Source organism: Mycobacterium sp. ENV421, assembly GCF_002887815.1.
Classification (GTDB): Bacteria; Actinomycetota; Actinomycetes; order Mycobacteriales; family Mycobacteriaceae; genus Mycobacterium.
The window spans coordinates 94,619-117,839 of record NZ_PDHO01000011.1 but is presented as its reverse complement, the minus strand read 5'-3'; the positions used below and the strand labels follow the sequence as shown (position 1 = coordinate 117,839).

The window sequence follows — 23,221 nt, the reverse complement described above, 5'->3', positions numbered from 1 at the left end:
CTCAATCTCCGCCGGACGCGCGCTGGGCGCGCATCTTGGCGAACCGGTCCGACAGCCTGCGCATCCGGATCATCAGCGACGCAGGCGGACTGACCGTGGCGTCGAGGTAGGAGTCCAGATCCGATTGGGCCACCCCGATCCGGGAGGCGAATTCCTGCTCGGCCAAGCCTGACCGGTCGAGCAGCAACCGGACGTGCCGGGCGGCCTCGGCGCGCTCGTTGGCCTCCAGGTGGCTGCGGGCGCGCAGCAGCACCTCGGCCAGTGCTTTGGAGATGCCGTACGGCTGGGAGTGTTCGAGCACTTCCTCGACCTGGCGGGCGGTCCGGCCGTAGGGATCTCGCTTGATGGCCATCACGATCCGCTGCCAGACGGTGATGTCGCCGCTCTCGAGCGCCTCGCGGATCGAGGCCGTGGGCCAGAACTCGACGGGACGGGGGTCGATGAATGATTGCGCGGCCGCTGCGGGTAAGGCATCGCGTTCCGCTGCCACCGTCACCTCGCCTCCTCCAGGATCGCCACCGCCACCGCAAGGCAACGCTGCCTGATCCGCTCCCATTCGGCGGCCCCCTCCGGCCCTGCCCACCGCTCGTCGTCGCCGACATCGGACGGGTCGGGGTCGGCCAGCCGGCGGACCAGCTGAGTCGCCACCCATTGTCGCTTAGGTTGTCCAGAACAGTAATACCGGTCCATCCCTGCGAGTACCACCGCGGCGGTCTCGGTATCCATCCCACCGACCAGGTCGGCGAACTCGGCGAAATCCGACCGGCTGTTGCGGCACATGATCAGGAACGCCTGCATGCGCAGCGTCTCCGCACACGTCGGGATCTGCAGCCGGTCACCCGTCGACAGCTGGACGTTGGTGGTCTCCACCGGGCTGAGCCGCTCCACGCCGCCGCGCCGGTCGCCGGCGGCCCCGGTCTCCAACGCATCGAGAGCGATCGCCAGCCGTCCCCGCCACATCGTGACCGGATGGATCGGCCGCGGCGTCGACGTCCGCGCGCTGCGGTAACCGCGGATCAGCTTGACGGTCGACGTACCGCCCGGGCCGAGGCGGACCGGGCGGGCGCGGGCGTCGTCGCTGCCCTTGACCTTGCCTGCCAGCTCGCTGCATCCCGTGAACGCCAGCGGATCTGCCACGCTGACGGCGTCCGGGGCCAAGGTCTTCAGCTTGGCCGCGCCCTTGACCACCATCTTCAGATCGGCGGCGGGCGGCGCCAGCGACGAGATGTCGTCGGGAATGACGACGAGGTCGCCGAGGTCGACCTTGGGCAGCGGCTTCTCGAAGTCGACCGACGGCAGGATCCGGGCCAGCCACGCCGGCAGCCACCAGTTCCACTGGTCGAACATCGCCATCAAGGCAGGCACCAGGATCAGCCGGACGATCGTGGCGTCGACGGCGATGGCCACCGCACACGCCACCCCCAGCTCGGCGACCAACGGCATGCCGGCGAACGCGAACCCGATGAACACCGCGATCATGATCAGCGCGGCGCTGGTGATCGTGCGGGCACTGGTGGACACGCCGTAGGCGACGGCGTCACGGGTGTCACCGACCTGCACGTAGCGCTCCCGGATCCGGGTCAGCAGGAAGATCTCGTAGTCCATCGACAGGCCGAACGTCATCGCCAGCACCAGTGGCGGGATCGTCGAGTCGATCGAGGTGATCCGATGGAAGCCCAGCCCCTCCAGCCAGCCCCACTGGAAGACCATCACCAGGCTGCCGTAGGCCGCGGCGACGGACAGCACCGTCATCAGCACGCCCTTGAAGGCCAGGAACACCGACCGCACCGAGATCAGCAGCATCACGAACGCGATCGCCGCGACGAACACGAACACCAGCGGTTGGGTGTGCCCGACCCGGTCGTCGAAGTCCTTGATCAGTGCGGTCGGGCCGCCGACGTCGATCTGCGCGCCCTTCGCCGCGGGCAGTGCGGTGAGGTGGCTGCGCATCCAGTCGATCGAATTGCGGGCGGCGAGGTCCTCGGGGTCCACCGACAGGATCGCCGAGATCAGTGCGCTGCTGTTGTTGTCGGCGAACACCGGCGTCGACACCGAGACGACGTCGGGCGCCTTCGAGATCTCGGTGTTGATCGCGTCCAGCGCGGCGGCGTTCTTCGGGTCGGAGGCCGCGCCGCCCGGGAAGGTGACCAGCACCCGTACCGGGCCCAGCGCGCCGGGCCCGAGTGCCTGGGCGGCCGCGGCCACCCCGCCGCGGACCTCATGGGTGGCCGGGAACTGGCGCTGCATGCTGTTGCCGAGCACCATCGAGAACGCGGGTGCCGCCATCAGCAGGAGCACCGCCGTCGCACCCAGCGCCGACAGCCACGGCCGGCGCATCACCTCGCCGACCCAGCGGGTCCAGAACCGCGATTGGGTGGCCTCGGCGCGGCGCGACCACTGCAGCGCCCGCGAACGTCGAGCCACCGGCCTGCCGAACGTGGCCAGCACCGCCGGGGTCAATGTCGTGGAGGTCAGCACCGCGACCGCCACGGCCAGGATCGCGCCGGTGGCCATCGACCGCAGCACCGGTGTGTTGATCAGGTAGATGCCGGTCAGCGAGGCGATCACGGTCAGACCGGACAGCAACACCGCCAGCCCCGAGGTGCCCATCGCGGCGTCGGCGGCCTGCTGCGGGTCTCGGCCCGCGCGCAGTTCCTCGCGGTAGCGCATCAGGATGAACAGTGAATAGTCGACGGCCAGTGCGATGCCGAACATCGACACCGTCGACGTCACGAACACCGACATGCTCATCACGGTCGACAGCAGATAGACCACACCCATGGTCACCACGACGGTGCACACCGCCAGCAGGAGCGGGACCGCCGCAGCCGCCAGCGAGCCGAACACCGCGAGCAGCACAATCAGAACGATCGGCAGGTTCCATCGCTCGGCCTCGGCGATGTCGTGTTTGGTGCTGGTCTGGGCGGCGGCGCCGAGCGCGCCCTGACCGATCACATAGAGCTTGACCCGGCCGTTCTGGATCTGGCCCGGCTGATCGCCGGTCACCCCGATCTTCTGGCGCAGCTGCCGCGCGACGTCGACCGCGCCGGTGTTGTTGAAGTCCAGCCGCAGCGACACCACGTAGGGCCGATCCGGGGCGGGTGCGGGCTGACCCTGGTTGGGCACCACCACGACGCTGGGAACCTGCTTGGCCGCCTCCTCCAACTGCGCGACGGCGGTGTTCATGTCGGCGTAGCTCGCGTCGGCGCGAGGAGCGGCCACCATGGCCAGAGGGGAGGCACCCTGGTCGGGGAAATGGTCCTCGAGCTGATACTGCACATGCAGCGACTGGGAGCCGGCCACGTCGAAGCCACCACCGGTCAGGTGATTGGACTCGGTGAGGGCCAGATATACCGACGGCACCAATGCCAGCAACCAGCACGTGAACACCAGCCAGCGGAATCTGCGCAGGTTGCTGCTGAGGCGCATCATGAACTGCTGGATGGCTGTCTCCCCGCATTCTCCCCGGATTGCGTGGTTGCGAGCGTACCGCAGATGCCTGTGCGCTGACCTGTCGTGACCGGCGGTCTTAGCTGGATTGAGACCTCCTGATCAGGCGCTCGTTACCTGCGTACGAGTGGCGGCCCGGCCGTTGCCGATGGCAGGATGTCCACCGACCACGTCAGGGGTCGGGGACCGTGCCGAGTCGTAGCGACGCTGCGCCGCGGCGTGACGTCAGTCAAACGTCAGCGAAGTCGAGGAGTCCCCATGTCTGCGTCCACCATCTCCGCGACCGCGGGCCTGCGCCGCGGGGTGTGTGCCGTGCTGGCCGCCACTGCCGCCGGCGGTGCCGCCCTGCTGGCGCTGTCGACATCGGTGTCGATGTCGGAGGCGGCCGCCGCCCCCGACCCGTGCGCGGCCAGCCAGCTCGCCAAAACGATCGGCACGGTGGCCACCAACACCGGGACCTATCTGGACGCGCACCCGCAGACCAATCAGGCGCTGACGACGATCTCCCAGCAGCAGGCCGGTCCGCAGACCGTGGTCGCGCTGAAGAGTTATTTCGACGCCAACCCGCAGGCCGCCAAGGACCTGCAGGCCATCCAGCAGCCGCTGACGAGTATGTCCACCCAGTGCAAGCTGCCCGTGAGCCTCCCGCAGGTGCTCGGCCTGCTGCAGTCGGCTCAGACCGGCGGCCTGCCCGCACCGGCGCCGGGTGCGCTGACGGCCACGACACCGGCGCAACAACTCTCCGGCAGCCAGACCGCGCTCGGCAACGGCCCGCTGCCGGGCCCGGCCACGATCGGTACTCGCTGAATCGGCGCGCTCGGCGCCCGCTCAGAAGCTGCCCTGAGCAGCCACATCGGAACATTCTTACGATTGGTTAAGCTCAAGGCGCGAAAGTCTGCAGCAATTCTGCTTAGCTTTCTTCTGTCAGTACCGGTTACTGACAGTGCTTCTCCCAAACGCTAAGGAGTCCGAGCATGTTGCTTAATGCCCGTCTGGCCCGTCGCGCGGTCGTCGGAGCGATCGGCACGGGCGCCGTCGCCGGCGCGATGCTGATTGGCGCAGCCCCGTCGGCGCTGGCCGACCCGCCGCCGAACTGCACCGCCGCCGACCTGGCCGGGGTGGCCGCGGGTGTGTCCGCGGCGACGTCGGCCTACCTGTTCACGCACCCGGACGTCAACGCGTTCTTCACCGGTCTGGAGGGTGCGCCGCGCGACACCATCCGGTCCGAGGTGAAGCAGTACCTGGACTACAACCCTTCGGTGAAGGCCGACCTGCAAGGCATTCGTCAGCCGCTGGTCGATCTGAAGAACCGCTGCGGTAGCGCTCCTGACGTTCCTGGCGCCTAACCCGCGGTGCGGGTAGGACAGCAGCCCGCCCAGGAAGGCGCTGGCCGCACCGTCCTGATGGTCGACGACGACCCGGATGTCCGGACTTCGGTTGCCCGCGGATTGCGGCACTCGGGGTTCGACGTCCGGGTCGCGGCGACCGGCAAGGAAGCGTTGCGGCTGTTGGCGAACGAGAATCACGACGCGTTGGTGCTCGACGTCCAGATGCCGGAGCTCGACGGTGTGGCGGTGGTGACCGCGCTGCGTGCGCTGGGCAACGACATTCCGATCTGCGTGCTGTCGGCGCGCGACACCGTCAACGACCGGATCGCCGGCCTGGAGGCCGGCGCCGACGACTATCTGACCAAGCCGTTCGATCTGGGCGAGCTGGTGGCCCGATTGCATGCGCTGCTGCGGCGGGCGTCGCATTCACACGAGGGCTCCGACGCCGTCACGATCGGACCGCTGACCATCGACACCGCCCGGCGGCTGGTGTTCGTCAACGGCGACCGGGTCGAGCTGACCAAACGCGAATTCGACCTGCTGGCGGTGCTCGCCGAAAACTCCGGTGTGGTGCTGTCCAGACAGCGGCTCCTGGAGTTGGTGTGGGGCTACGACTTCGACGTCGACACCAACGTCGCCGACGTGTTCATCAGTTATCTGCGCCGCAAACTCGAACGCGAGGGTGTGCCGCGGGTGATCCACACAGTGCGCGGCATCGGATACGTCCTCCGGTCGGAGCCGTGATCCGGTCGTGAGTTCGCTGGGCCAGAGCCTGTCCCTGCGCAGCCGGGTCGCCCTGGCTGCCGCAGTGGCCGCCGCGATCGTGGTCGCGCTGCTGGCGGTGCTGACCTCGATCGTGCTGGCGAACAACGATGAGGCGCAACTGGACAAGCGTCTCGACTCGATCGTCGACGCCAGCATGTATCCCGAACAGCTGCGCGATCCCAGCCGGGTGGTGACGACGGGACGATCCCGGCGTACCGGCCAGGTGATGTTCCAGCGCGGGTTCCAGTTGCCGCCGCTGCCGCCCGGGACCGCGACGGTCACCGTCAACGGCTTCGACTATCGGGTGCGGACGGTGAACGTCGACCAGTCCGGCGGGATCCTGGTTTCGATCGGTATCCGCGCCGACAGCATCCTGTTGAGCCGCGCCAGAATTCCGCTCTACGTGTTGATCGTCTGTCTCGCGGTGATGGTGGCGTTGGCGCTCGGCTGGATCCTGGCCGGGCCGGCGATCCGGCCGCTGCTGAAGCTCACCGAGCAGACCAGGCGGTTGGGAACCGGCCACGATCGCCTTGATCCGGTGCACGGTTCCCGCGAGGCCGAGGACCTGTCCGAGGCGATGATCGCGATGCTCAACCGATTGGCGGATGCCCAGGCGGCGACCACGAATTCGCTTCAGGCGGCCCAGGATTTCGCTGCCAACGCGGCCCACGAACTGCGGACCCCGCTGACCGCGATGCGCGCTGACCTGGACACGCTGCGCATCCACGACCTGCCGCCCGAAGAGCGTGAGGAGGTGGTCGCCGATCTGGCGCGCGCGCAGCGCCGGGTGGAGGCGATCATCACCGCGCTGGGGCAGTTGGCGTCCGGGCAGCTGGCCCGCGCCGAGGACCGCGAGCCGATCGATGTCGCCGAGATGCTCGATCGGGTTGCGCGGGAGAACATCCGGTCCGGGGTGGGGGAGATCATCGTGGAGGCCGACGAGGCCGGCACGGTGTGGGGCTGGCCGGCCGGGCTGCGGTTGGCCGTGGACAACCTGGTGCGCAACGCGATCACCCACGGGGAGGCCACCCGCATCGTGCTGCGGGCCCGCCGCCAGGGCCCGCTGCTGGCCATCACCGTCGACGACAACGGTCGCGGCCTGCCGGCCGAAGAGCATCGAAAAGTGTTGGGCCGCTTCGCCCGTGGCAGCACCGCCACCGCGGGCGGTTCAGGTCTGGGCTTGGCGCTGGTGGCTCAGCAGGCCGCCCTGCACGGTGGCGACATCGAACTCTCCGACGGCCCACTCGGCGGGTTGCGCGCCGTGTTGACGGTCTCGACCGCTCCGGAACCCGTCGCCCCGGCGGCGCAGGCTTAACCGCTGCGTTTGGCGACGACGGCCGCGACGCCGCGCCAGCCCAGCAGCAGTACCGCCGTCACTACCGACGCGACGATGATGAAACTCACCGCAACGCCTTGAGAGCTGGCCTTGCGCAACAACATTCCCACCACCACGGTGCAGAGCCAGACGATCACGCCGGTCGGCGCGATCGCGGTGGGTGCGCGCCAGGCCCGGGAGATCAGCCAACCGGCCACGGTGCCGGACAGAAACGGCCATGCCGTCTCGGCGATTCCGGCGAGCGTCAGGCCTTCGGCGTGGCTGCGGCGCCCGATCGCGCAGAACACCACGACGCAGACGATGTCGCCGGCCAGCGCCAGCAGGGCCGGGCGGGTGTCGCTACGAACTGCCATGTTCGGATTCAAGCACACGCCCCGAATCAGGGCGGCGTGCCGTCGTCGGGGTCCGGGCACGGCGGCGGCACCGGGCCCTGGAGCGCGCTGTCGGCCGGATCGTCGACGGTCGCGCTGCCGCTTTCGGCTTCGGCTGCGGCGATCTCGTCGGCGACCGCGTCCGGGTCCAGCGGACCCTCGGTGCGGAACAGGAAGAAGAACACCACCCAGCCGATCGCCGAGATGAAGATCCAGCTGACCAGCCGATAGATCAGCATGGCCGAGATCGCACCGGACAGGGCCATCCCGCTGGACACCAGGCCGGGTACCAGCACGGCCTCCACGACCAGCAGGCCGCCCGGCATCAACGGGATCGAGCCGACGGCGCGTGCGGCGGCGTAGGCGACGGTCAATCCGGCCAGCGACGGCCTGCCGCCGGTGGCGTAGGCGGCGAACGCCAGGCACGCCACGTCGCACACCCAGTTGAAGAACGACCAGCCGAACGCCACCCCGAGGGTGCGGCGACTCAAGCTGACCGATTCCAGTTGGTTCAGCGTTTCGCGCCACTTGCGCAGGCCGGTGTCGGTGGGCTTGCCGCGCACCGAGTTGACCCAGCCGAGGACCTTGACGCCGATGCCGTCGATGAGTTCGGGACGGGTCGCCACCGCCTGCGCGAGCAACAGCAGGGCGATGAACCCGCCGAGGGTGAACAGCAGCGAGAAAGGATTGTTCTTGGCGCCCAACAGAAATGCGCCACCGAGACCGAGCAGGGCCAGACCAACGACCTGCAGCGCGCCCGACATCACCAACTGCCACGATGCGACGACGGGGGAGGCGCCCCACAGCCGCTGCTGCCGATAGACGAACGTCGCCGAGAGCACGGGACCACCGGGCATCGTGGTGCTCAGCGCATTACCCGCATAGAACGCCGCTTCGGAGCGCCACTGGTGGACGATCACCCCGGCCGACCGCAGCAGCGTCCGCTGGATCTGGGCGAAGCTGTGCATCGACAGCATGGCCGCGGCGGCCGCCGCCAGCACCCACCAGCCGTTCGCCGAGATCAGGCTTGTCCAGGCCTTGGCCAGCTGATCCCACACCAGGGTGGCCTCGACGACCAGAACGATCAGCGCGACGCCGAGCAGCGCCCAGCGGACCCACCAGTACTTCCCGCGCGCCGGGGGGCCGTGATCCTCGCGGGCGGCGTTCACCGACGCGTCGTAGGACACGCCGATCAGAGTAACGCCGCCGACATCCCGCGACGGTGTCCGCCGCGGGATGTCGGGGTGGTTACCGCCTTAGACGACGGTGGTCGGTGCGTTCGGAGTGATGATCGTCAAGTCGTAGCCGGCGGCCTGCCACCCGCTCATGAACACGCCGATCGGCAGCGCTTTGGCCTGCCCGACGCTCACACCGTTGTTCTGCATGGAGCTGTCGTTGACGTACACCACACCGTTCTTCAGGTCGACCTGCGTCACCACCGCGGCGTGGTCGGCGGTCCAGTAGCTGTCCTTCGGCTCGGGCTTGAAGTCGGTGACCGCTGTCCACACGATCGAGACCGGGTAGGCCACCATCGCTGATTTGCCTTCGGCCAGTGCGGCTTCCAGATCCTGCAGCGCTTGCTCGCCGGCCTCCTGCGTCTTGTCGTATTCACGGTAGGTCGCGGTGACGTTGAAGTACTTGTTGATCAGCGCGACGGCATCCTGGGTTGCGACACCCTCCGCGATGTTGGCGTCCAGATACATCTTCGCGCCCGGCGTCACCACGGAATCATTGGTCTTCGCCCAGTCGACCCAGGTCTGCTCGGTGTCCGCCGTCGGCAACTGCTTGATCGCCTGCAGGACCGCGGACGCGGCCGCCTGCAGCTGGCAGTTGGAGTAGCTCTGGTTCACCCAGTAGGCGGCGGCGGTGGTTGCGTTGCCGTACTGCTTGGTGCCGTCGACGGTGACTTCGATCTCCTCGTCGAAGGTGTCGGGCTTGGCCGCACCGACCATGATCGCGAAGGAATGCAGCATGCCCTGCACCATCCCGGCCAGGCCGGGCAGCTTCGCCGCCGTGCCGTTGTTCACCGTGATCGTGAAGTGGTCGACGATTCCCGGCTGGATGAGTGCGTCGTTCGCGGTGTAGATGAACGTCCCGGGCGTGTCGCCGGCGACGACGCTGCCGAACTTCGGATCCACCTTGACGGTGTAGCTGACGCCGTAGCCGTTGTTGCTTTCGCCCTTGACGGTCACCTGGATCTGCTTCGTCGGTCCGGCTTGGCCGCCGACCTCGACGATGACGCTGGGCGCGCGGTTGAAGAAGACGTAGGCGATCTGGCGGCTGAGTTCCTCGAAGAACGCCGCCGGGCCCGCCGGCTGAGCAGCGGCCGACTTCGCCGCAACCGCACTCGCTGCGACTGTCGACGAACCGTTGGCGCCGCGTACGCCCGGTGTTCCGTCGTCCCCGACCGAACCGCCCCGGGTGCCGGCCCCGGCGCCGCCCTGTCCGCCGTCGCCGCCCAGGCCGCCGACGCTGCCGTCGCCGCCCTGTCCGCCGTTGCCGCCGTTGCCGCCGTCCGCGCCGGGACCGGCATCGATCGCGGCATAGCCGCCGGCAGCGCCGTCACCGGCCGAACCGCCCGCACCGCCGCGGCCCGCCCCGGCAGTGTCGGTCGCTTCGCCACCGTCACCGCCGGCGCCGCCGCTACCGCCGGAGCCACCCTGGCCGCCGCCGTATGCCCCGGCGCCGCCGGCGCCGCCGTTGCCGCCCGCGCCACCGTCGGCACCCGCGCCACCCGCGGCCCCGGCTCCGCCGTTGCCGCCGTTACCGCCGGATCCGCCGGTCACGTCGTTGATCGAACGGCCGTACCCGCCGGCACCGCCTTGGCCGCCCTTGCCGCCTTGGCCGCTGCCGCCGGCGGTTCCGTTGGAGGCGAGCAAGAACAGCACCCGCCCCGTGCCGCCGGCACCCCCGGTTGTTCCGCCGAGGCCGCCGGCTCCGCCGTTACCGCCGTTGCCGCCGTTCAGTCCGGGGTCGATGGTCTCCTGGTCCGGGGTGTACCCGGTGCCGCCTTGGCCGCCGTCACCGCCTTGGCCGCCGTCGCCACCGAGGCCGCCGGTGCCGATGATCCAGCTGCCGTTGCCGCCGCGACCGCCGGAACCGCCCGCACCGCCGGGTGCCCCGTCGCCGCCGTTGATCGAGTAGGACGGATTCTTGCCGGGATCAGCCCCGTTGGTTCCGACGATGCCGGCCTGGCCGAGGCCACCCGCACCGCCGTCACCGCCCGCGCCGAAGACCGACAGCATGCCGACGCTCCCGCCGTTGCCACCGTCGCCGCCGCCGACTCCGCCGGTTCCACCGTCGCCGCCGCTGCCCGCCCACAGGCCGCCGCGTCCGCCGTTGCCCCCGTTACCGCCGTGGTCGGTGGCGGTCACGCCTTTCGCCGGGCTGTCGCCACCGGCCCCGCCGTCACCCCCAAAAGCGAAGAGCGAGAACAGACCACCGTTGCCGCCGTTGCCGCCGCGACCGCCGAACGTGGCCTTACCGCCGGCACCGCCGTCACCGGAACTGGCGCCGCCGCCTTCGCCACCGTCGCCGGCGATGCCCCAGAACGAGACCAGCCCGGTGTCGCCGCCGTTGCCGCCCGTGCCGCCGGTCTGGCCGTTCAGGATGGCATTGCCGCCAGCGCCGCCCTTTCCACCGTTGCCGACGTACAGGCCGCCTGTGCCACCACGACCACCGGTGCCGCCCTGGTAGTCACCGGTCGACGTCCCGCCTTCGCCGCCATCGCCGCCGTTGCCCGTCAGGCCGGCCGAGCCACCCCGGCCGCCAGTCGAACCCGTCGCTGTCGTCGCGCCCGCGCCACCGGCGCCGCCGTTACCGGTGATCAGCCCGCCGTGTCCGCCGTTGCCGCCGTTTCCGCCGTTGACGCTCACCAGGCCGGCGCCACCGGCCCCACCGTTGCCGAACCAGCCCGCGCTGCCGCCGTTTCCGCCGTTGAAACCGTCGCCGCCGTTGCCGAAGACGCCGCTGTTGCCGCCCTTGCAGGAGGTGTTCGATGCGCATGTGTCGGCGGTCCACGTGTAGCCGTTGCCGGAGAGGATTCCGGCGTTCGGGTGTGCCGCGGTCCCGTCGCCGACGAAGAAGCTGATGATCGTCTGGGCTGCGGCTTCCGGCGTGGGAAGCGCGGACGCCCGCGGAGTCGCGGCCGCTGCGGCGGGGCTCGCCAGCCGTGTGCTGATCGTCGACTTCTTGCTCGAGGTTGCTGTCGTGCTGGCCGGGTCGGAGCCGGACGGAATCGACGAGACCGTGTTGTCCGACGATTTGGGTCGGACATTTTTCTTCGGCGCCGCTGAATGTCCGGTGGATTTCGACGACCCGCCTGCCGACGAGCTACTCGATGTCGAGGGTCCCTTGGATCCGGCGGAGCCGGTTGAGTCGGCGGCGGCCACCGCGGGCATCGAGGCGATCGCGGCGCCGACACCCAGGGCCACCGCGGACGCGCCAAGCCATGTCAACGCGTGCGAATTAGCAAGTGCCGCAAGGCCAAAGTCAACGCGGTTCAATTGCATCCGGTTGGTTCGGTCGCCGCGGCGACCCTTCAACTCCGTGCGATCAACGCCGTGATGACCTGATTTTGAGCCGACAGAATCCACGAACCCACCCCCCGTTTGGGTATGAACCGACTGGAAGCCAACCGTCGCAACTGGACCTGTACGACGTAGCAATGGGGAGCATAAAGGCAATTCACACCCCCGTCCATAACAACGCTTACTTTCGTTGTGAGCGCAAGCTTGCGGTGTCCAATGTGCTTTGCTCGCGAACGCCCGCAGAATCGCGTCGGACGGAGTTCCGCAAGCATTCGGACCATCTCCCACTACGCTTGGCCGCATGCCGGCCACGCGCGTTTCGGACGACGACTCGGTCGATCCCTTCCTCCGTAAAACCGCAGCGTGGTCCTGGCGCCTGCTGGTCGTCGGGGCGGCCATCGTGGCCCTGCTCTGGGTCGTCAGCCGCCTCGAGGTCATCGTGGTTCCGGTGGCGCTGGCCACCATGCTGGCGGCGCTGCTGCTGCCTGCCGTGGACTGGCTCGACCGTCGCGGAGCTCCCCGCGGCGGAGCGGTGGCCCTGATCCTCCTCGGCGGCTTCGCCATCTTCGGCGGGATTCTGACTTTCGTTGTCAGCCAATTCGTTTCGGGCCTGCCGGGCCTGGTGGAGCAGGTCACCTACAGTATCGACGGCTTGCGCAGGTGGCTCGTCGACGGCCCTGCGCACCTGAGTCGCGAACAGATCGACAACGCAGGCAACACGGCGATCAAGGCGCTGCGCGACAACCAGGAGCAGCTGACCACCGGCGCGCTGTCGACGGCGGCCACCCTCACCGAACTCGTCACCGGCGCACTGCTGGTGCTGTTCACCCTGATCTTCCTGTTGCACGGCGGCCGCAACATCTACAGCTTCGTCACCAAGATCATTCCGTCGCACGCCCGCGAACGGGTGCGGGACGCAGGCCGGGCCGGCTTCGGCTCGCTGATCGGCTACGTGCGCGCCACCGCGCTCGTCGCATTGGTGGATGCCGTCGGTATCGGCACCGGTCTGGCGATCATGGGCATCCCGCTGGCGTTGCCACTGGCCTCACTGGTCTTCCTCGGCGCGTTCATTCCCCTGGTGGGTGCCGTCGTCACCGGATTCCTCGCGGTGGTGGTGGCGCTGCTCGCCAAAGGCGTGGTCTACGCGGCGATCACGCTGGGGCTGATCATCGCGGTGCAGCAGTTGGAGGCGCACATCCTGCAACCGCTGGTGATGGGTCGCGCGGTGTCGATCCATCCGCTGGCGATCGTGCTCGCCATCTCCGCCGGCGCCGTGCTGGCCGGCATCGTCGGCGCGCTGCTGTCGGTGCCGTTGGTGGCCTTCCTCAACAGCGCCATCCGGGTTCTCGTCGCGGACGACCCCGCCGAGGAGGCGGCCGAACTCGAGGAGAACGACGACGGCATCATCCTCAATGCCGAACCCGACGTCGTCCCGCCGAAGCGCGAGCGGGACTAGCTACAGGCGCCCTTCGCGGCGCAGCAGATCCGCCGCGCTGACCCCGCCGGCCCCGCCGCCACGACGTGGACGATCCTCGCCCTCTTTCTTGCCGCGCGAGTTCAGCTTCTCGGTCGCCACCTCGGAGTCGCCCTGCTCGGGCCGGCTGACCGGGATGGCACGGGTCTCCTCGGCGCTGATCGCGGGGGAGACGTCGTCAGCGACGTTCTTGTCGCGCTGAGTGGGGATCGCGGTGGTGGCATCCTCCGGCCCTGACATGGCTTGGGTCGGTTGTGCCGACGGCTGCTGCGGCGGGGTGGCACCCGGCTTGGTCATTCCCCGGTCGCTTCGCTCCTGCCCACCGGTACCCCGCAGCTCACCCAGCCACGACTCGATCTCCCGATCCGGCGCCGGTGGCGTGGCCGGGCGGGTGCTCTTGGCCGCCGAGGCAGCGGTGTTCACCGCGTTCTTGACGGCGTTCTTGGCCACCGAGAATCGCGTGGTCGGTGCTTCGGTGATTCCCCGGTCGCTGCGCTCCTGCCCGCCGGCGGCGATTCCCCGGTCGCTGCGCTCCTGCCCGCCGGCGGTGATCTCGGTGCGGGCTTCGACCGGATCGGGCATCCGCGCGGTTCCGGCGGCTGACGGGGCTTCCTGCGGCGGTGGCGGGTTGCGGTACTCGGCGCGGCCGACGACACGCGGCATCGCGCGACCCTCGACAGGATGGGTCGGGTCGTGCGCCGGGCGTCGGGCCTCGGCTGCCGATACCGGCGCACCGGCACCCACCAGGGCGGGATCTGGTTCCCGCACGATCGGCCGCTTGCGCTCGTCGGTCAGGTGGGTCTCCCCGAGGCCGATCCGCACCTGCAGGCGCTTCATCCAGCGTGGTGCCCACCAGCAGTCGTCGCCGAGCAGCTTCATGATGGCCGGGACGAGGAACATCCGGATGACGGTGGCGTCCAGCAGCAACGCGATCAACAGACCGAAGGCCAGATACTTCATCACCACCAGGTCGGAGAACGCGAACGCGGCGACCACCACGGCGAGTACCAGCGCGGCACCGGTGATGAGTCGGCCGGTGGTGGCCGTGCCGATCCGGATGGCCTCCGCGGTGGACAGGCCGCGCTCACGGGCCTCCACCATCCGGGACACCAGGAACACCTCGTAGTCCGTGGACAGACCCCAGATCACCGCGATGATCAGACCGATCATCGGGGCGAACAACGGCTGTGGCGTGTAATTCAACAGCCCTGAACCGTGTCCGCCCTCGACGAACATCCAGGTCAAAATGCCCATTGTTGAGCCCAGCGTCAATGCGCTCATCAATGCGGCCTTGATGGGAAGCACCACCGAGCCGAACGCCAGGAACATCAAGACGGTGGTGGTGAGCACCAGGATCAGCACCATCAGCGGCAGCTTGTCGAACAGCGTCAAAATGCTGTCCTGAGCCAGCGCCTGGGTACCGCCGACCAGGACCGTGGTGCCCCTGGGTGGGGTCAGCGCACGCAACTGCTCGATCTTCTGGGGTGCGGTACTGCTGTCGATCAGGCCGTTCTGGATCACCCGTACGGACGGATCCTTTGATCCGCCGTTCTGGGCCGAGCGCTCCTCCCACATCTTCGACGGGTCGTCGCTGCCGGCGAAGCCGGACACCGTCTGCGCTTCGGCACGCAGATCGTCGAGCTGCTGTTCGGTGACCGGTGAGCCGTTGTTGGTTTTGATGACCAGGGTCAGCGGTTCGGTACGGAAACTGGAGAACTCTTTGTCGAACTGCTCCTGCGCGCTGCGCACCGGGTTGTCCGGCGGCAGGTATTTCTCGCTGAGCCCGCCCAACGCCAGCTGCCCCATCGGGATGATGAGCAACGTCATGATGATCACGATGGGAGCGGCAAAAGCGATCGGCCGCTTCATCACCACATTGACCAGGCGGCCCCAGAATCCCTTTTCGACCTCCTCGCGGGTCTTGGTCTTCTGGGTTTTCTCGATGAACCAGTCGATGATCTTTCGCGAGAACGGCCAGTTGGCCAGGAACGGCACTCGGAGCAGAGTCCGCACCCCCAGGGCGTCGACGTTGGCCCCCAGAATTCCCAGGACCGCGGGCAGCACCGTGATCGACAGGAAGGCCGCGAGCAGCACCGAAGCGATGATCGCGTAGGTAATCGACCTCAGGAAGCCAAGTGGGATCAGCAGAAGCGGTAGCGAGGACGCCACGATGATGACCGAGGAGAACGCGACGGTGCGGCCCGACGTCATCACCGACCGCCGTACCGCCGCTTCGACGTCGTAACCTTCGGCGAGTTCCTCTCGGAACCTGCTGACGACGAACAATCCGTAGTCGATGGCTATGCCGAAGCCCATCATCGTCACGACGGGCTGGGCGAAGAAGTGCACCGGTCCGAACTCGGCAGTCAGCCGGAGGATGCCGAGCGCCCCGCCGATGGTGAGGCCGCCGATGATGGCGGGCAACGCGGCCGCGACGGCGCCGCCGAAGACGAAGAACAGGACCACCGCCACCAGTGGGACGATCGCGATTTCGGCGCGGGCCTGGTCGGTGCCGATGGTCCCGGTTAGCTCGCTGGCCAGCGGATTGAGGCCGGCGAGTTGGATGGTGCCGCCGTTGACCTTCTTGAGAGCCGGCTCGATGGTCTGGTAGTTCTTCAGGATCGTATCGTCGTCGTCGCCCTTGAGCGGGATGCTGATGAAGGTATGACGGAGATCCGCCGTCTTCATCTGATTGACGGTCGGGTCGGTGGTGTCGGGGGCTTTCAGCCAGCCGACCCAGCCCACGATCTGATCGGGATAGTCCTTGACCACCTGGTCGAGCTCATCGGTGACTGTCTTCTGCCAGTTCTTGTCGGTCACCTTCTCGTCGCCCGGCGGCGTCAGGATGGCGACCACGTGGCTGGTGCGGTCACGGCCGTACACCTCGTCGGCGAGCGTCGAGGCCCGCACCGACTCGCTGCCGTTGTCGTAAAAACCGCTCTGGGTGACGTGCTTGCCCAACGAGGCTCCGTATACGGCGCCACCGAGGCACAGCCCGACCATGACCGCGATCACGATGTATCGATATCGATACACAGTTCGACCCCACCAGGCGAACACCTAAGCTCCTAACCAAATCTTCTGCGACCTGCGCATCGGTTTCTCCTACTCAGACGCGCGATGTCAGTAATGAGGACAGCGGCCGGAACGGTTGTAGCCATGCCCCCTGCTCTGGGAGCGAATCTAGGCCGATTCGCGGCAGCGGCTCTCGGAAAACACCAGGAATGTCCTCCAGGTCGACAAACTCCAAGGTATCCGACGCTAACGCCCAGCTGGCATGTTCGCGAAATCCGAGCACGTAGGCGGGGGTGCCGGCCTTGGCGATTTCCTCCAGCGGCGCGCGGAACGCCTGTCCGTCAGCCGAGGCGACCAGCACGGCGGCCAGACCTTCGGTGCGACGCATCTCGATGTGGGCCAGCATGTCGGAGTCGACGTCGCTGTCCTCGTCGATCTTGGGCTTGGCGAACACCGCGAAGCCCACGTTGCGCAACGCTTCCACCCAGGGGCGGACGACGTCCGCGCTGCCGGGCGCGATGTTGGTGAACACCGTCGCCTCCGGTTCCACCGAGACTTCCGGGTGGCCGGCCGACAATTCGGCGGTGCGGTTCAGGAGCCAGCGGCCCAGCGCGTCGAATCGCGGCCGGTGAGCGGCCGTCGGTCGACCGCCGAGGATCGACCCCAGGCCCATGTCCAGGTTGGGCGCGTCCCAGACCAGAAGCACCCGCTGGATCGGCGGACTCACCGGCTGATCCCCGCTGTCCGGCAGTGCGGGCGCCGTCGCGTCTTCGATCACACTCATCGTTGCCTCAACCACAGAAGTTCGGCCACCGCGCTGCCCGCCTCAGCGGCCTTCGTCTCGTATTTGGTCGTCGGGCGCTGCACCGAGATCGGCAGCTCGTCACCGGGCTGTACGCGGCGCAGCAGGGGTTCGGCATCACCTGCCTCGGCGATCTGCTCGGCGTAGCCGGCGTGGTCGGTCGCGGCGTGGAGCACGCCACCCGGTCGCAGCCGGTCGGCGATCAGCGAGATCGTGGCCGGCTGCAGCAGCCGTCGCTTGTGGTGCCGCGATTTCGGCCACGGGTCGGGGAAGAACACCCGGACCCCGGTGAGCGAGCCGGGGCCGAACATGTTCTCCAACACGTCGAGCGCGTCGCCGCGGACCAGCCGGATGTTGGACACACCTTCGCGGCCGACAGCGCTGAGCAGCTGAGCCAGGCCGCGCTTGTAGACCTCGACCGCGACGACGTCGATGTCCGGTTCGGCCATCGCCATCGCCAGCGTCGACGTGCCGGTTCCGCAGCCGATCTCCAGCACGACGGGCGCCTGTCTACCGAACCACGCCGTGGTGTCCAGCAGCCCCGCAGGCTTCGCCGGGGTGAATCCCTGGCCGCTGCGCTCCTGCCCGTCGACCTCGCGTGCCATGGTGCCCATCTCGGGCCACAGCCGGTCCCACGCGTCCTGCTGTGCGTCGGTCAGGGTCGAGCGCCGCGAACGGAAGCTGGTGATCCGGGGATAGGGATGCGCCGGCCAGGCATCGGGCGTGGCTGAGCCACCGTGGCGCTGCGCATGCATCCGTCCATGGTCGCTCATGAACAGAGGTGTACCCGCTCCGTGGTGCATATTGATACCCAACAGTTGCCTTCTCCTGGTAGTGGCTCGCGCCACACGCCCGCTGATGCCAGCATGTCCGATGTGGTGGGGCTGCCGGTGCGGGTCAGGGTGGTCGGCAGGCCCGGGTGCGGCCGGCGCACGGTGACCCGCGTGCTGCATGGGGCCGGTGTGGCGGTGCTGGCGCCGACCGAGGCTGCCGACCTGGACGTTCACGTATTCGCCGAGACGCTGAAGCCCGAAGATCGGCGCGCGCTGACCACCTCGCCGCGGCCCGTCATCGCGGTCCTCAACAAAGCGGACCTGACCGGATTCGGCGGTCGCGGGCCGGTCGCGGCGGCCGCCGAGCGCTGCCGGCTGCTCGGCGATCGCGTGGGTGTGCCGGTCTATCCCCTGGCGGGACTGGCCGCGGCCGCCGCGGTGGACGACCGGATCCTGGACGACGAACTGCTCGGCGCGCTGCGGACGTTGACGGCCGACCCGGCCGACCTGGGTTCCACTGACCGGTTCGCGGCCGGTGAGCATCGGCTGCCCACTGCGGTGCGGCAGCGACTGCTCGTCGACTTCGATCTGTTCGGTATCGCGCACGCGGTGCTGGCGCTGCGCAACGGCGCGGATCGAGCCGGAGTGATCGCGGCGCTGCGCCAGGCGAGCGCGCTGGACGGACTGCTCGCCGGGCTCGAGGCGGCCGCGGCACCGGTGCGCTACCGCCGGTTGATCGAGGAGTTCGCCGATTCGGCGGCCGACGAGGTCGTCGCCGCCAGGATGGCCGCGGCGATCGAGGTGGTGCAGGCCACCGGGATGACCGTCGATGCCGGCGTCAGCGCCCACGCCCACCTGCGGCGCGCCGTTGTCTGGCAGCGGTATTCACGCGGGCCGGTGTCGCGGCTGCACAGCCGCTGCGGTGCCGACATCGCCCGCGGCTCGCTGCGGCTGTGGGAACGCGCGGGGGGCGTGCCGGAACCGGTGGAGCTGACGCCGTGACCGACGTCGAGTCCCTGGTGGCGCAGATCGATGCGGCCCTGCCGATGCCCTCGACCGTGCGGCGCGACGTGGTGCTGGTGGCCGGTCCGTGGCTGAGCGGGACCAGCAGTGTGGTCACCGCTCTGCGGGAGCGGTTGCCCGACCACACCGTGGTCGAAGCCGACGAGCTGGCTGCCGGCCAGGCGCCCGCCGCGGTGGTGTTCGTGGTCTCGGCCACCGCGCCGATCACCGAGTCGGACTGTGCGCTGCTGGACGCCGTCGCTGCCGACACCGCTGCGGTCATCGGGGTGGTGGCCAAGATCGACGTCCATCGCACCTGGCGCGATGTGCTCGATGCCGACCGTGCGCTGCTGGCGCAGCGGGCGCCCCGTTACCGCGACATGCCGTGGGTCGGCACGGCCGCCGTGCCCGATTTGGGCGCACCCGTCATCGACGAGCTCGTCACCGCGCTGCGCGAGACGCTCACCGACGAGACCCGAGATCGACGAAATCGCTTGCAAGCCTTGAAAAATCGGCTGTTGACGGTGCATCGGCGGCTGGAGCTCGACGTCGCAGGGGCCGGCCGGGAGGCACGGCTGGCCGCCCTGCGCACCGCGCGCACCGCGGCGTTGCACCGGTACCGGGTGGACAAGTCGCAGCGGTCCATCGCGCTGCGCGCCCAGGTTCAGCACGCCCGCGTTGCGCTGACCTATTTCGCCCGCAACCGGTGCGCCTCGGTGCGAACGGAGTTACAGGAAGACCTGGCAGGCGTGAGCCGGCGCGGTCTCGCCCATTTCCCCGACGAGGTGCGGCGCCGGGCGGCCGAGGTGGCCGACGACGTCGCCGCCGGCGTCGCCCGGCAGCTGGCCGACGTCGGCGAGGAGCTGGGTCTGGCGGTCGAGCCGGTGGACTCCCGTCCCCCGGTCGCGGTGGGCACCGCGCCGTCGCGGGCCCGCGGCGCGGAGACCCGATTGATGCTGCTGCTGGGCGGCGGTTTCGGTGTCGGGGTGGCGTTGACCCTGAGTCGGGTGTTCGCCGGCCTGGCGCCGCAGTGGGCGGTCGGCGGCACACTCGGCGGCGCCGTCATCGGGGTCGCCCTGACCGTGTGGGTGGTCGGGGTCCGCGGCCTCTTGCATGACCGGGCGGTCCTCGACCGGTGGGTGGTGGAGGTCGTCGGCAGTCAGCGCACCGCGCTGGAGGAATGGGTGGCCACCCGAGTGGTGGCGGCCGAGGCGTCACTGGGCCGTGCGGCCGCCGAACGTGACGCCGCAGACCACGCCCGAACCGGGGACACCATTGCCCGCATCGACCGCGAGATCCGCGAACATACGACCGCCGGCGCCCGCGCGGTCGCGGCCCGCGACCGGCATGTCCCAGTGATTGAGAGTGCGATGGCTGCGGTCCGCGATGAACTCGACGCGCTGAATACAGCCAAACAGGCCAATTAGTGGGCTTCTGAATCGTTCCTGTGAGTGATCGGACATAATCCCGATTAACCGCGGGTATCTCACCCGCGTTAACCTATTTTTCAGGGAGGACCGTGTCTCGGCGCGGAATCCGGCCTGCGTCCTGGCCATAAAAATAAGCAGGAGATTGACAGCGATGACTTCAGCGACCATCCCCGGTCTGGATAACGCACCGACCAAGCATCAGGGCCTGCTCGCTTGGGTCCAGGAAGTCGCCGAACTCACGCAGCCCGACCGGGTGGTCTTCGCCGACGGCTCCGAAGAGGAGTACACGCGGTTGTGCGACGAGCTCGTCGCCGCCGGAACCTTCACCAAGCTGAGCGACTCCGAGGAGCCGAGCTCCTATCTCGCCCGTTCGGCGCCGTCGGACGTGGCCCGCGTCGAGTCGCGCACGTTCATCTGCTCGGAGCGGGAGATCGACGCCGGCCCCACGAACAACTGGATGGACCCGGCCGAGATGCGCGGCCTCATGACCGACCTGTACCGCGGCTCGATGCGCGGCCGCACCATGTATGTGGTGCCGTTCTGCATGGGCCCGCTCGGTGCCGATGACCCCAAGCTCGGCGTCGAGATCACCGACTCCGAATATGTGGTCGTCTCGATGCGGACGATGACGCGGATGGGCAAGGCCGCGCTGGAGAAGATCGGCGACGACGGATTCTTCGTCAAGGCGCTGCACTCACTCGGTGCACCGCTCGCGCCGGGCGACGAAGACGTGCCGTGGCCGTGCAACGACACCAAATACATCACCCACTTCCCGGAGACCCGCGAGATCTGGAGCTTCGGTTCGGGTTACGGCGGCAACGCGCTGCTGGGCAAGAAGTGCTACTCGCTGCGCATCGCCTCGGCCATGGCACACGACGAGGGCTGGCTGGCCGAGCACATGCTGATCCTCAAACTGATCTCCCCGGAGAACAAGGCGTACTTCGTCGCCGCCGCGTTCCCGTCGGCGTGTGGCAAGACCAATCTCGCGATGCTGCAGCCGACCATCCCGGGCTGGCGCGCCGAGACCGTCGGTGACGACATCGCCTGGATGCGCTTCGGCAAGGACGGCCGGCTGTACGCCACCAACCCGGAGTTCGGCTTCTTCGGGGTCGCGCCGGGCACCAACTGGAGCTCGAACCCGAACGCGATGAAGACCGTCGCGGCAGGCAACACCGTCTTCACCAACGTCGCGCTCACCGATGACGGCGGCGTGTGGTGGGAGGGCCTCGAAGGCGACCCGCAGCACCTGATCGACTGGAAGGGCAGCGATTGGACGCCGGCCTCGGATGAGAAGGCTGCGCACCCGAACTCGCGCTACTGCACCCCGATGTCGCAGTGCCCGACGCTGGCCCCCGAGTGGGACGACCCGCAGGGCGTGCCGATCTCGGCCATCCTGTTCGGCGGCCGTCGCAAGACCACGGTGCCGCTGGTGACGCAGGCCCGCGATTGGCAGCACGGCGTGTTCATCGGCGCGACGCTCGGCTCCGAGCAGACCGCCGCCGCCGAGGGCAAGGTCGGCACCGTCCGTCGTGACCCGATGGCTATGCTGCCGTTCCTCGGCTACAACGTCGGCGACTACTTCGCGCACTGGATCAACCTCGGCAAGAACGCCGACGAGTCGAAGATGCCGAAGATCTTCTTCGTCAACTGGTTCCGCCGCGGCGACGACGGTCGTTTCCTGTGGCCGGGCTTCGGCGAGAACAGCCGGGTGATGAAGTGGATCATCGAGCGGGTCGAGGGCAAGGCCAACGGCTCCACCACGCCGATCGGCATCGTGCCGAGCGCGGGCGACCTGGACCTCGAGGGCCTGGACGCCGATCCGGCCGACGTCAACGAGGCACTGGCGGTCAACGTCGAGGAATGGCGCGACGAGCTCCCGCAGATCGAGGAGTGGTTCGAGTTCGTCGGGGAGAAGCTGCCGACCGGGGTCAAGGACGAGTTCGAGGCGCTCAAGCAGCGCCTTGCCGAAGCCGACTAACTTCCGTTACGGCCAGCTCGGCCCCTGACCCCAGCTAATATCCGTTCGGTGGGGGTCCCGTCGGCGGATGCGCCGGCGCCGGCGCGCAACGCGCCAGCGCCCGCCCAGTCGTGGTGGCGCCGGATCGCCACCGTCGGCGTCATTCTCGCCATCTACATCGGGTCGGTGGCGGGCTACTTCTGGATCGACAGCTCGGCGCACTCGCTGAAGCCCACCAATCTGGACACCGCCAACGAGACCGTTGTCCTGTTGGAGCTCACGGCCATTCATCCACTCGACAATCGGGTGGATGTCGAGGTTCTGGTGATACCGCAGAAGGGCTTCTTGGATCCCGAGTTCGGCAACCTCACCACCGACATGGTGGTGCGGCTGTGTCCGTGCATCGAGTTCGGGGAGCTGACCTTCCCCAAGGGTCAGGTCCCCAAAGTCGCCAAGACATCGCTGCTGGCCACCGGCGACGCCGACAGGTGGCCGTTCGACAGGTACACCACCGACACCATCGGCGCCGACGTGTATGTCGGGTCGGGCGACCAGAGGCGTTATGTGCCTGCCCGGGTGGAGGTGAGCGGATCGCTGTACGGCTGGGATGTTCGCAGCGATCGGACGGGGCCCGCCACCCACTCCGGCGGCGCCGACGACAACGCGACCGTCACGTTCTCCCGATCGCGCGGCCCGCTGGCCCTGATCTTCGGGATCTGCCTGGTGCTGCTGATGCTGCCGGCGCTGGCGCTGTACGCCGCGATCGAAATGCTGCTGGGCAAGAAGAAATTCCAGCCGCCGTTCTCGACGTGGTTCGCCGCGATGCTCTTCGCGGTCGTCCCGATCCGCAACGTGCTGCCCGGCGATCCGCCGCCGGGGTCCTGGATCGACGAGGCGCTGGTCTTCTGGGTGTTGGTGGCGTTGGTCGCGGCGCTGGTCATCTACCTGGTGTCCTGGGCTCGGCACAGCGACTGACTAGCGGCACCTAG

General features: G+C 68.7%; 17 protein-coding genes. 9 read left to right on the top strand and 8 right to left on the bottom strand.

The window, feature by feature from the left end:
• Nucleotide 1: 1 nt before the first annotated feature.
• The gene (locus tag CRM90_RS15525) at nucleotides 2–496 is read right to left on the bottom strand and encodes a transcriptional regulator (protein ID WP_102807845.1); all 495 of its coding nucleotides are present in this window, start codon (nucleotides 494–496) and stop codon (nucleotides 2–4) included.
• Entirely contained in the window at nucleotides 493–3,432 is a 2,940-nt protein-coding gene (locus CRM90_RS15520; RefSeq protein ID WP_102807844.1) for an MMPL family transporter, read from the bottom strand. Before CRM90_RS15520 ends, CRM90_RS15525 begins: the two co-directional genes overlap by 4 nt.
• A gap of 276 nt (nucleotides 3,433–3,708) precedes the next feature.
• On the opposite strand from CRM90_RS15520, the gene CRM90_RS15515 reads away from it, so the two are divergent.
• From CRM90_RS15515 to CRM90_RS15500, 4 genes are all read left to right on the top strand, one after another.
• Complete coding sequence (locus tag CRM90_RS15515) at nucleotides 3,709–4,257, top strand: hemophore (protein ID WP_102807843.1); 549 nt, start codon at nucleotides 3,709–3,711, stop codon at nucleotides 4,255–4,257.
• A 167-nt stretch (nucleotides 4,258–4,424) separates the two neighbouring features.
• Nucleotides 4,425–4,796 carry a heme-binding protein gene (locus CRM90_RS15510; RefSeq protein ID WP_102807842.1) on the top strand — a complete coding sequence of 124 codons (372 nt, stop codon included), beginning with the start codon at nucleotides 4,425–4,427 and terminating at the stop codon, nucleotides 4,794–4,796.
• A 57-nt stretch (nucleotides 4,797–4,853) separates the two neighbouring features.
• The gene (locus CRM90_RS15505; protein WP_170310646.1) at nucleotides 4,854–5,522 is read left to right on the top strand and encodes a response regulator transcription factor; all 669 of its coding nucleotides are present in this window, start codon (nucleotides 4,854–4,856) and stop codon (nucleotides 5,520–5,522) included.
• A 7-nt stretch (nucleotides 5,523–5,529) separates the two neighbouring features.
• Nucleotides 5,530–6,858 (top strand): HAMP domain-containing sensor histidine kinase, encoded by a 1,329-nt coding sequence (locus CRM90_RS15500; RefSeq protein ID WP_102807841.1) that lies wholly within the window; start codon nucleotides 5,530–5,532, stop codon nucleotides 6,856–6,858.
• Here CRM90_RS15500 and CRM90_RS15495 read toward each other — a convergent pair.
• The 3 genes from CRM90_RS15495 to CRM90_RS31335 form a co-directional block, all read right to left on the bottom strand.
• The gene (locus tag CRM90_RS15495; RefSeq protein WP_102807884.1) at nucleotides 6,855–7,232 is read right to left on the bottom strand and encodes a DUF3054 domain-containing protein; all 378 of its coding nucleotides are present in this window, start codon (nucleotides 7,230–7,232) and stop codon (nucleotides 6,855–6,857) included. The two genes, CRM90_RS15500 and CRM90_RS15495, sit on opposite strands and share 4 nt — an antisense overlap.
• A 26-nt stretch (nucleotides 7,233–7,258) precedes the next feature.
• On the bottom strand, nucleotides 7,259–8,437 hold the full coding sequence (locus CRM90_RS15490) for a lysylphosphatidylglycerol synthase transmembrane domain-containing protein (protein ID WP_102807840.1): 1,179 nt from the start codon (nucleotides 8,435–8,437) through the stop codon (nucleotides 7,259–7,261).
• Nucleotides 8,438–8,506: 69 nt separating this feature from the next.
• Nucleotides 8,507–11,707, bottom strand: a complete 3,201-nt coding sequence (locus tag CRM90_RS31335; RefSeq protein WP_158249022.1) for a cysteine peptidase family C39 domain-containing protein — start codon at nucleotides 11,705–11,707, stop codon at nucleotides 8,507–8,509.
• 373 nt (nucleotides 11,708–12,080) lie between these two features.
• Between CRM90_RS31335 and CRM90_RS15465 the strand changes: the two genes are divergently transcribed.
• On the top strand, nucleotides 12,081–13,235 hold the full coding sequence (locus CRM90_RS15465; RefSeq protein WP_083117491.1) for an AI-2E family transporter: 1,155 nt from the start codon (nucleotides 12,081–12,083) through the stop codon (nucleotides 13,233–13,235).
• Here the strand turns inward: CRM90_RS15465 and mmpL3 are convergent, their stop codons facing one another.
• From mmpL3 to trmB, 3 genes are read right to left on the bottom strand one after another with little or no spacing between them, the layout of a single operon-like run.
• Nucleotides 13,236–16,313 (bottom strand): trehalose monomycolate exporter MmpL3, encoded by a 3,078-nt coding sequence (mmpL3, locus tag CRM90_RS15460; RefSeq protein WP_102807836.1) that lies wholly within the window; start codon nucleotides 16,311–16,313, stop codon nucleotides 13,236–13,238.
• A gap of 49 nt (nucleotides 16,314–16,362) precedes the next feature.
• A complete protein-coding gene (locus CRM90_RS15455) occupies nucleotides 16,363–17,052 on the bottom strand; it encodes an NYN domain-containing protein (protein ID WP_102807835.1) in 690 nt (229 codons plus the stop codon).
• Nucleotides 17,049–17,843 (bottom strand): tRNA (guanosine(46)-N7)-methyltransferase TrmB, encoded by a 795-nt coding sequence (gene trmB, locus CRM90_RS15450; RefSeq protein ID WP_102807834.1) that lies wholly within the window; start codon nucleotides 17,841–17,843, stop codon nucleotides 17,049–17,051. The genes CRM90_RS15455 and trmB overlap by 4 nt, the downstream gene beginning before the upstream one ends.
• 93 nt (nucleotides 17,844–17,936) lie before the next feature.
• Here trmB and CRM90_RS15445 point away from each other — a divergent pair, with 93 nt between their 5' ends.
• From CRM90_RS15445 to CRM90_RS15430, 4 genes are all read left to right on the top strand, one after another.
• Entirely contained in the window at nucleotides 17,937–18,845 is a 909-nt protein-coding gene (locus tag CRM90_RS15445; protein WP_102807833.1) for a hypothetical protein, read from the top strand.
• The gene (locus CRM90_RS15440) at nucleotides 18,842–20,272 is read left to right on the top strand and encodes a hypothetical protein (RefSeq protein ID WP_233209345.1); all 1,431 of its coding nucleotides are present in this window, start codon (nucleotides 18,842–18,844) and stop codon (nucleotides 20,270–20,272) included. Before CRM90_RS15445 ends, CRM90_RS15440 begins: the two co-directional genes overlap by 4 nt.
• Before the next feature lie 154 nt (nucleotides 20,273–20,426).
• On the top strand, nucleotides 20,427–22,253 hold the full coding sequence (locus CRM90_RS15435) for a phosphoenolpyruvate carboxykinase (GTP) (protein WP_102807831.1): 1,827 nt from the start codon (nucleotides 20,427–20,429) through the stop codon (nucleotides 22,251–22,253).
• Nucleotides 22,254–22,301: 48 nt separating this feature from the next.
• Complete coding sequence (locus tag CRM90_RS15430) at nucleotides 22,302–23,207, top strand: DUF4436 domain-containing protein (protein WP_081845105.1); 906 nt, start codon at nucleotides 22,302–22,304, stop codon at nucleotides 23,205–23,207.
• Nucleotides 23,208–23,221 lie beyond the last annotated feature (14 nt).

Excerpts from the sequence above, each read along its gene's own strand:
- CRM90_RS15520 (WP_102807844.1), bottom strand. The coding sequence starts at position 3,432 with ATGATGCGCCTCAGCAGCAACCTGCGCAGATTCCGCTGGCTGGTGTTC.
- CRM90_RS15515 (WP_102807843.1), top strand. The coding sequence starts at position 3,709 with ATGTCTGCGTCCACCATCTCCGCGACCGCGGGCCTGCGCCGCGGGGTG.
- CRM90_RS15510 (WP_102807842.1), top strand. The coding sequence starts at position 4,425 with ATGTTGCTTAATGCCCGTCTGGCCCGTCGCGCGGTCGTCGGAGCGATC.
- CRM90_RS15505 (WP_170310646.1), top strand. The coding sequence starts at position 4,854 with ATGGTCGACGACGACCCGGATGTCCGGACTTCGGTTGCCCGCGGATTG.
- CRM90_RS15495 (WP_102807884.1), bottom strand. The coding sequence starts at position 7,232 with ATGGCAGTTCGTAGCGACACCCGCCCGGCCCTGCTGGCGCTGGCCGGC.
- CRM90_RS15465 (WP_083117491.1), top strand. The coding sequence starts at position 12,081 with ATGCCGGCCACGCGCGTTTCGGACGACGACTCGGTCGATCCCTTCCTC.
- CRM90_RS15455 (WP_102807835.1), bottom strand. The coding sequence starts at position 17,052 with ATGAGTGTGATCGAAGACGCGACGGCGCCCGCACTGCCGGACAGCGGG.
- trmB (WP_102807834.1), bottom strand. The coding sequence starts at position 17,843 with ATGAGCGACCATGGACGGATGCATGCGCAGCGCCACGGTGGCTCAGCC.
- CRM90_RS15445 (WP_102807833.1), top strand. The coding sequence starts at position 17,937 with ATGTCCGATGTGGTGGGGCTGCCGGTGCGGGTCAGGGTGGTCGGCAGG.
- CRM90_RS15435 (WP_102807831.1), top strand. The coding sequence starts at position 20,427 with ATGACTTCAGCGACCATCCCCGGTCTGGATAACGCACCGACCAAGCAT.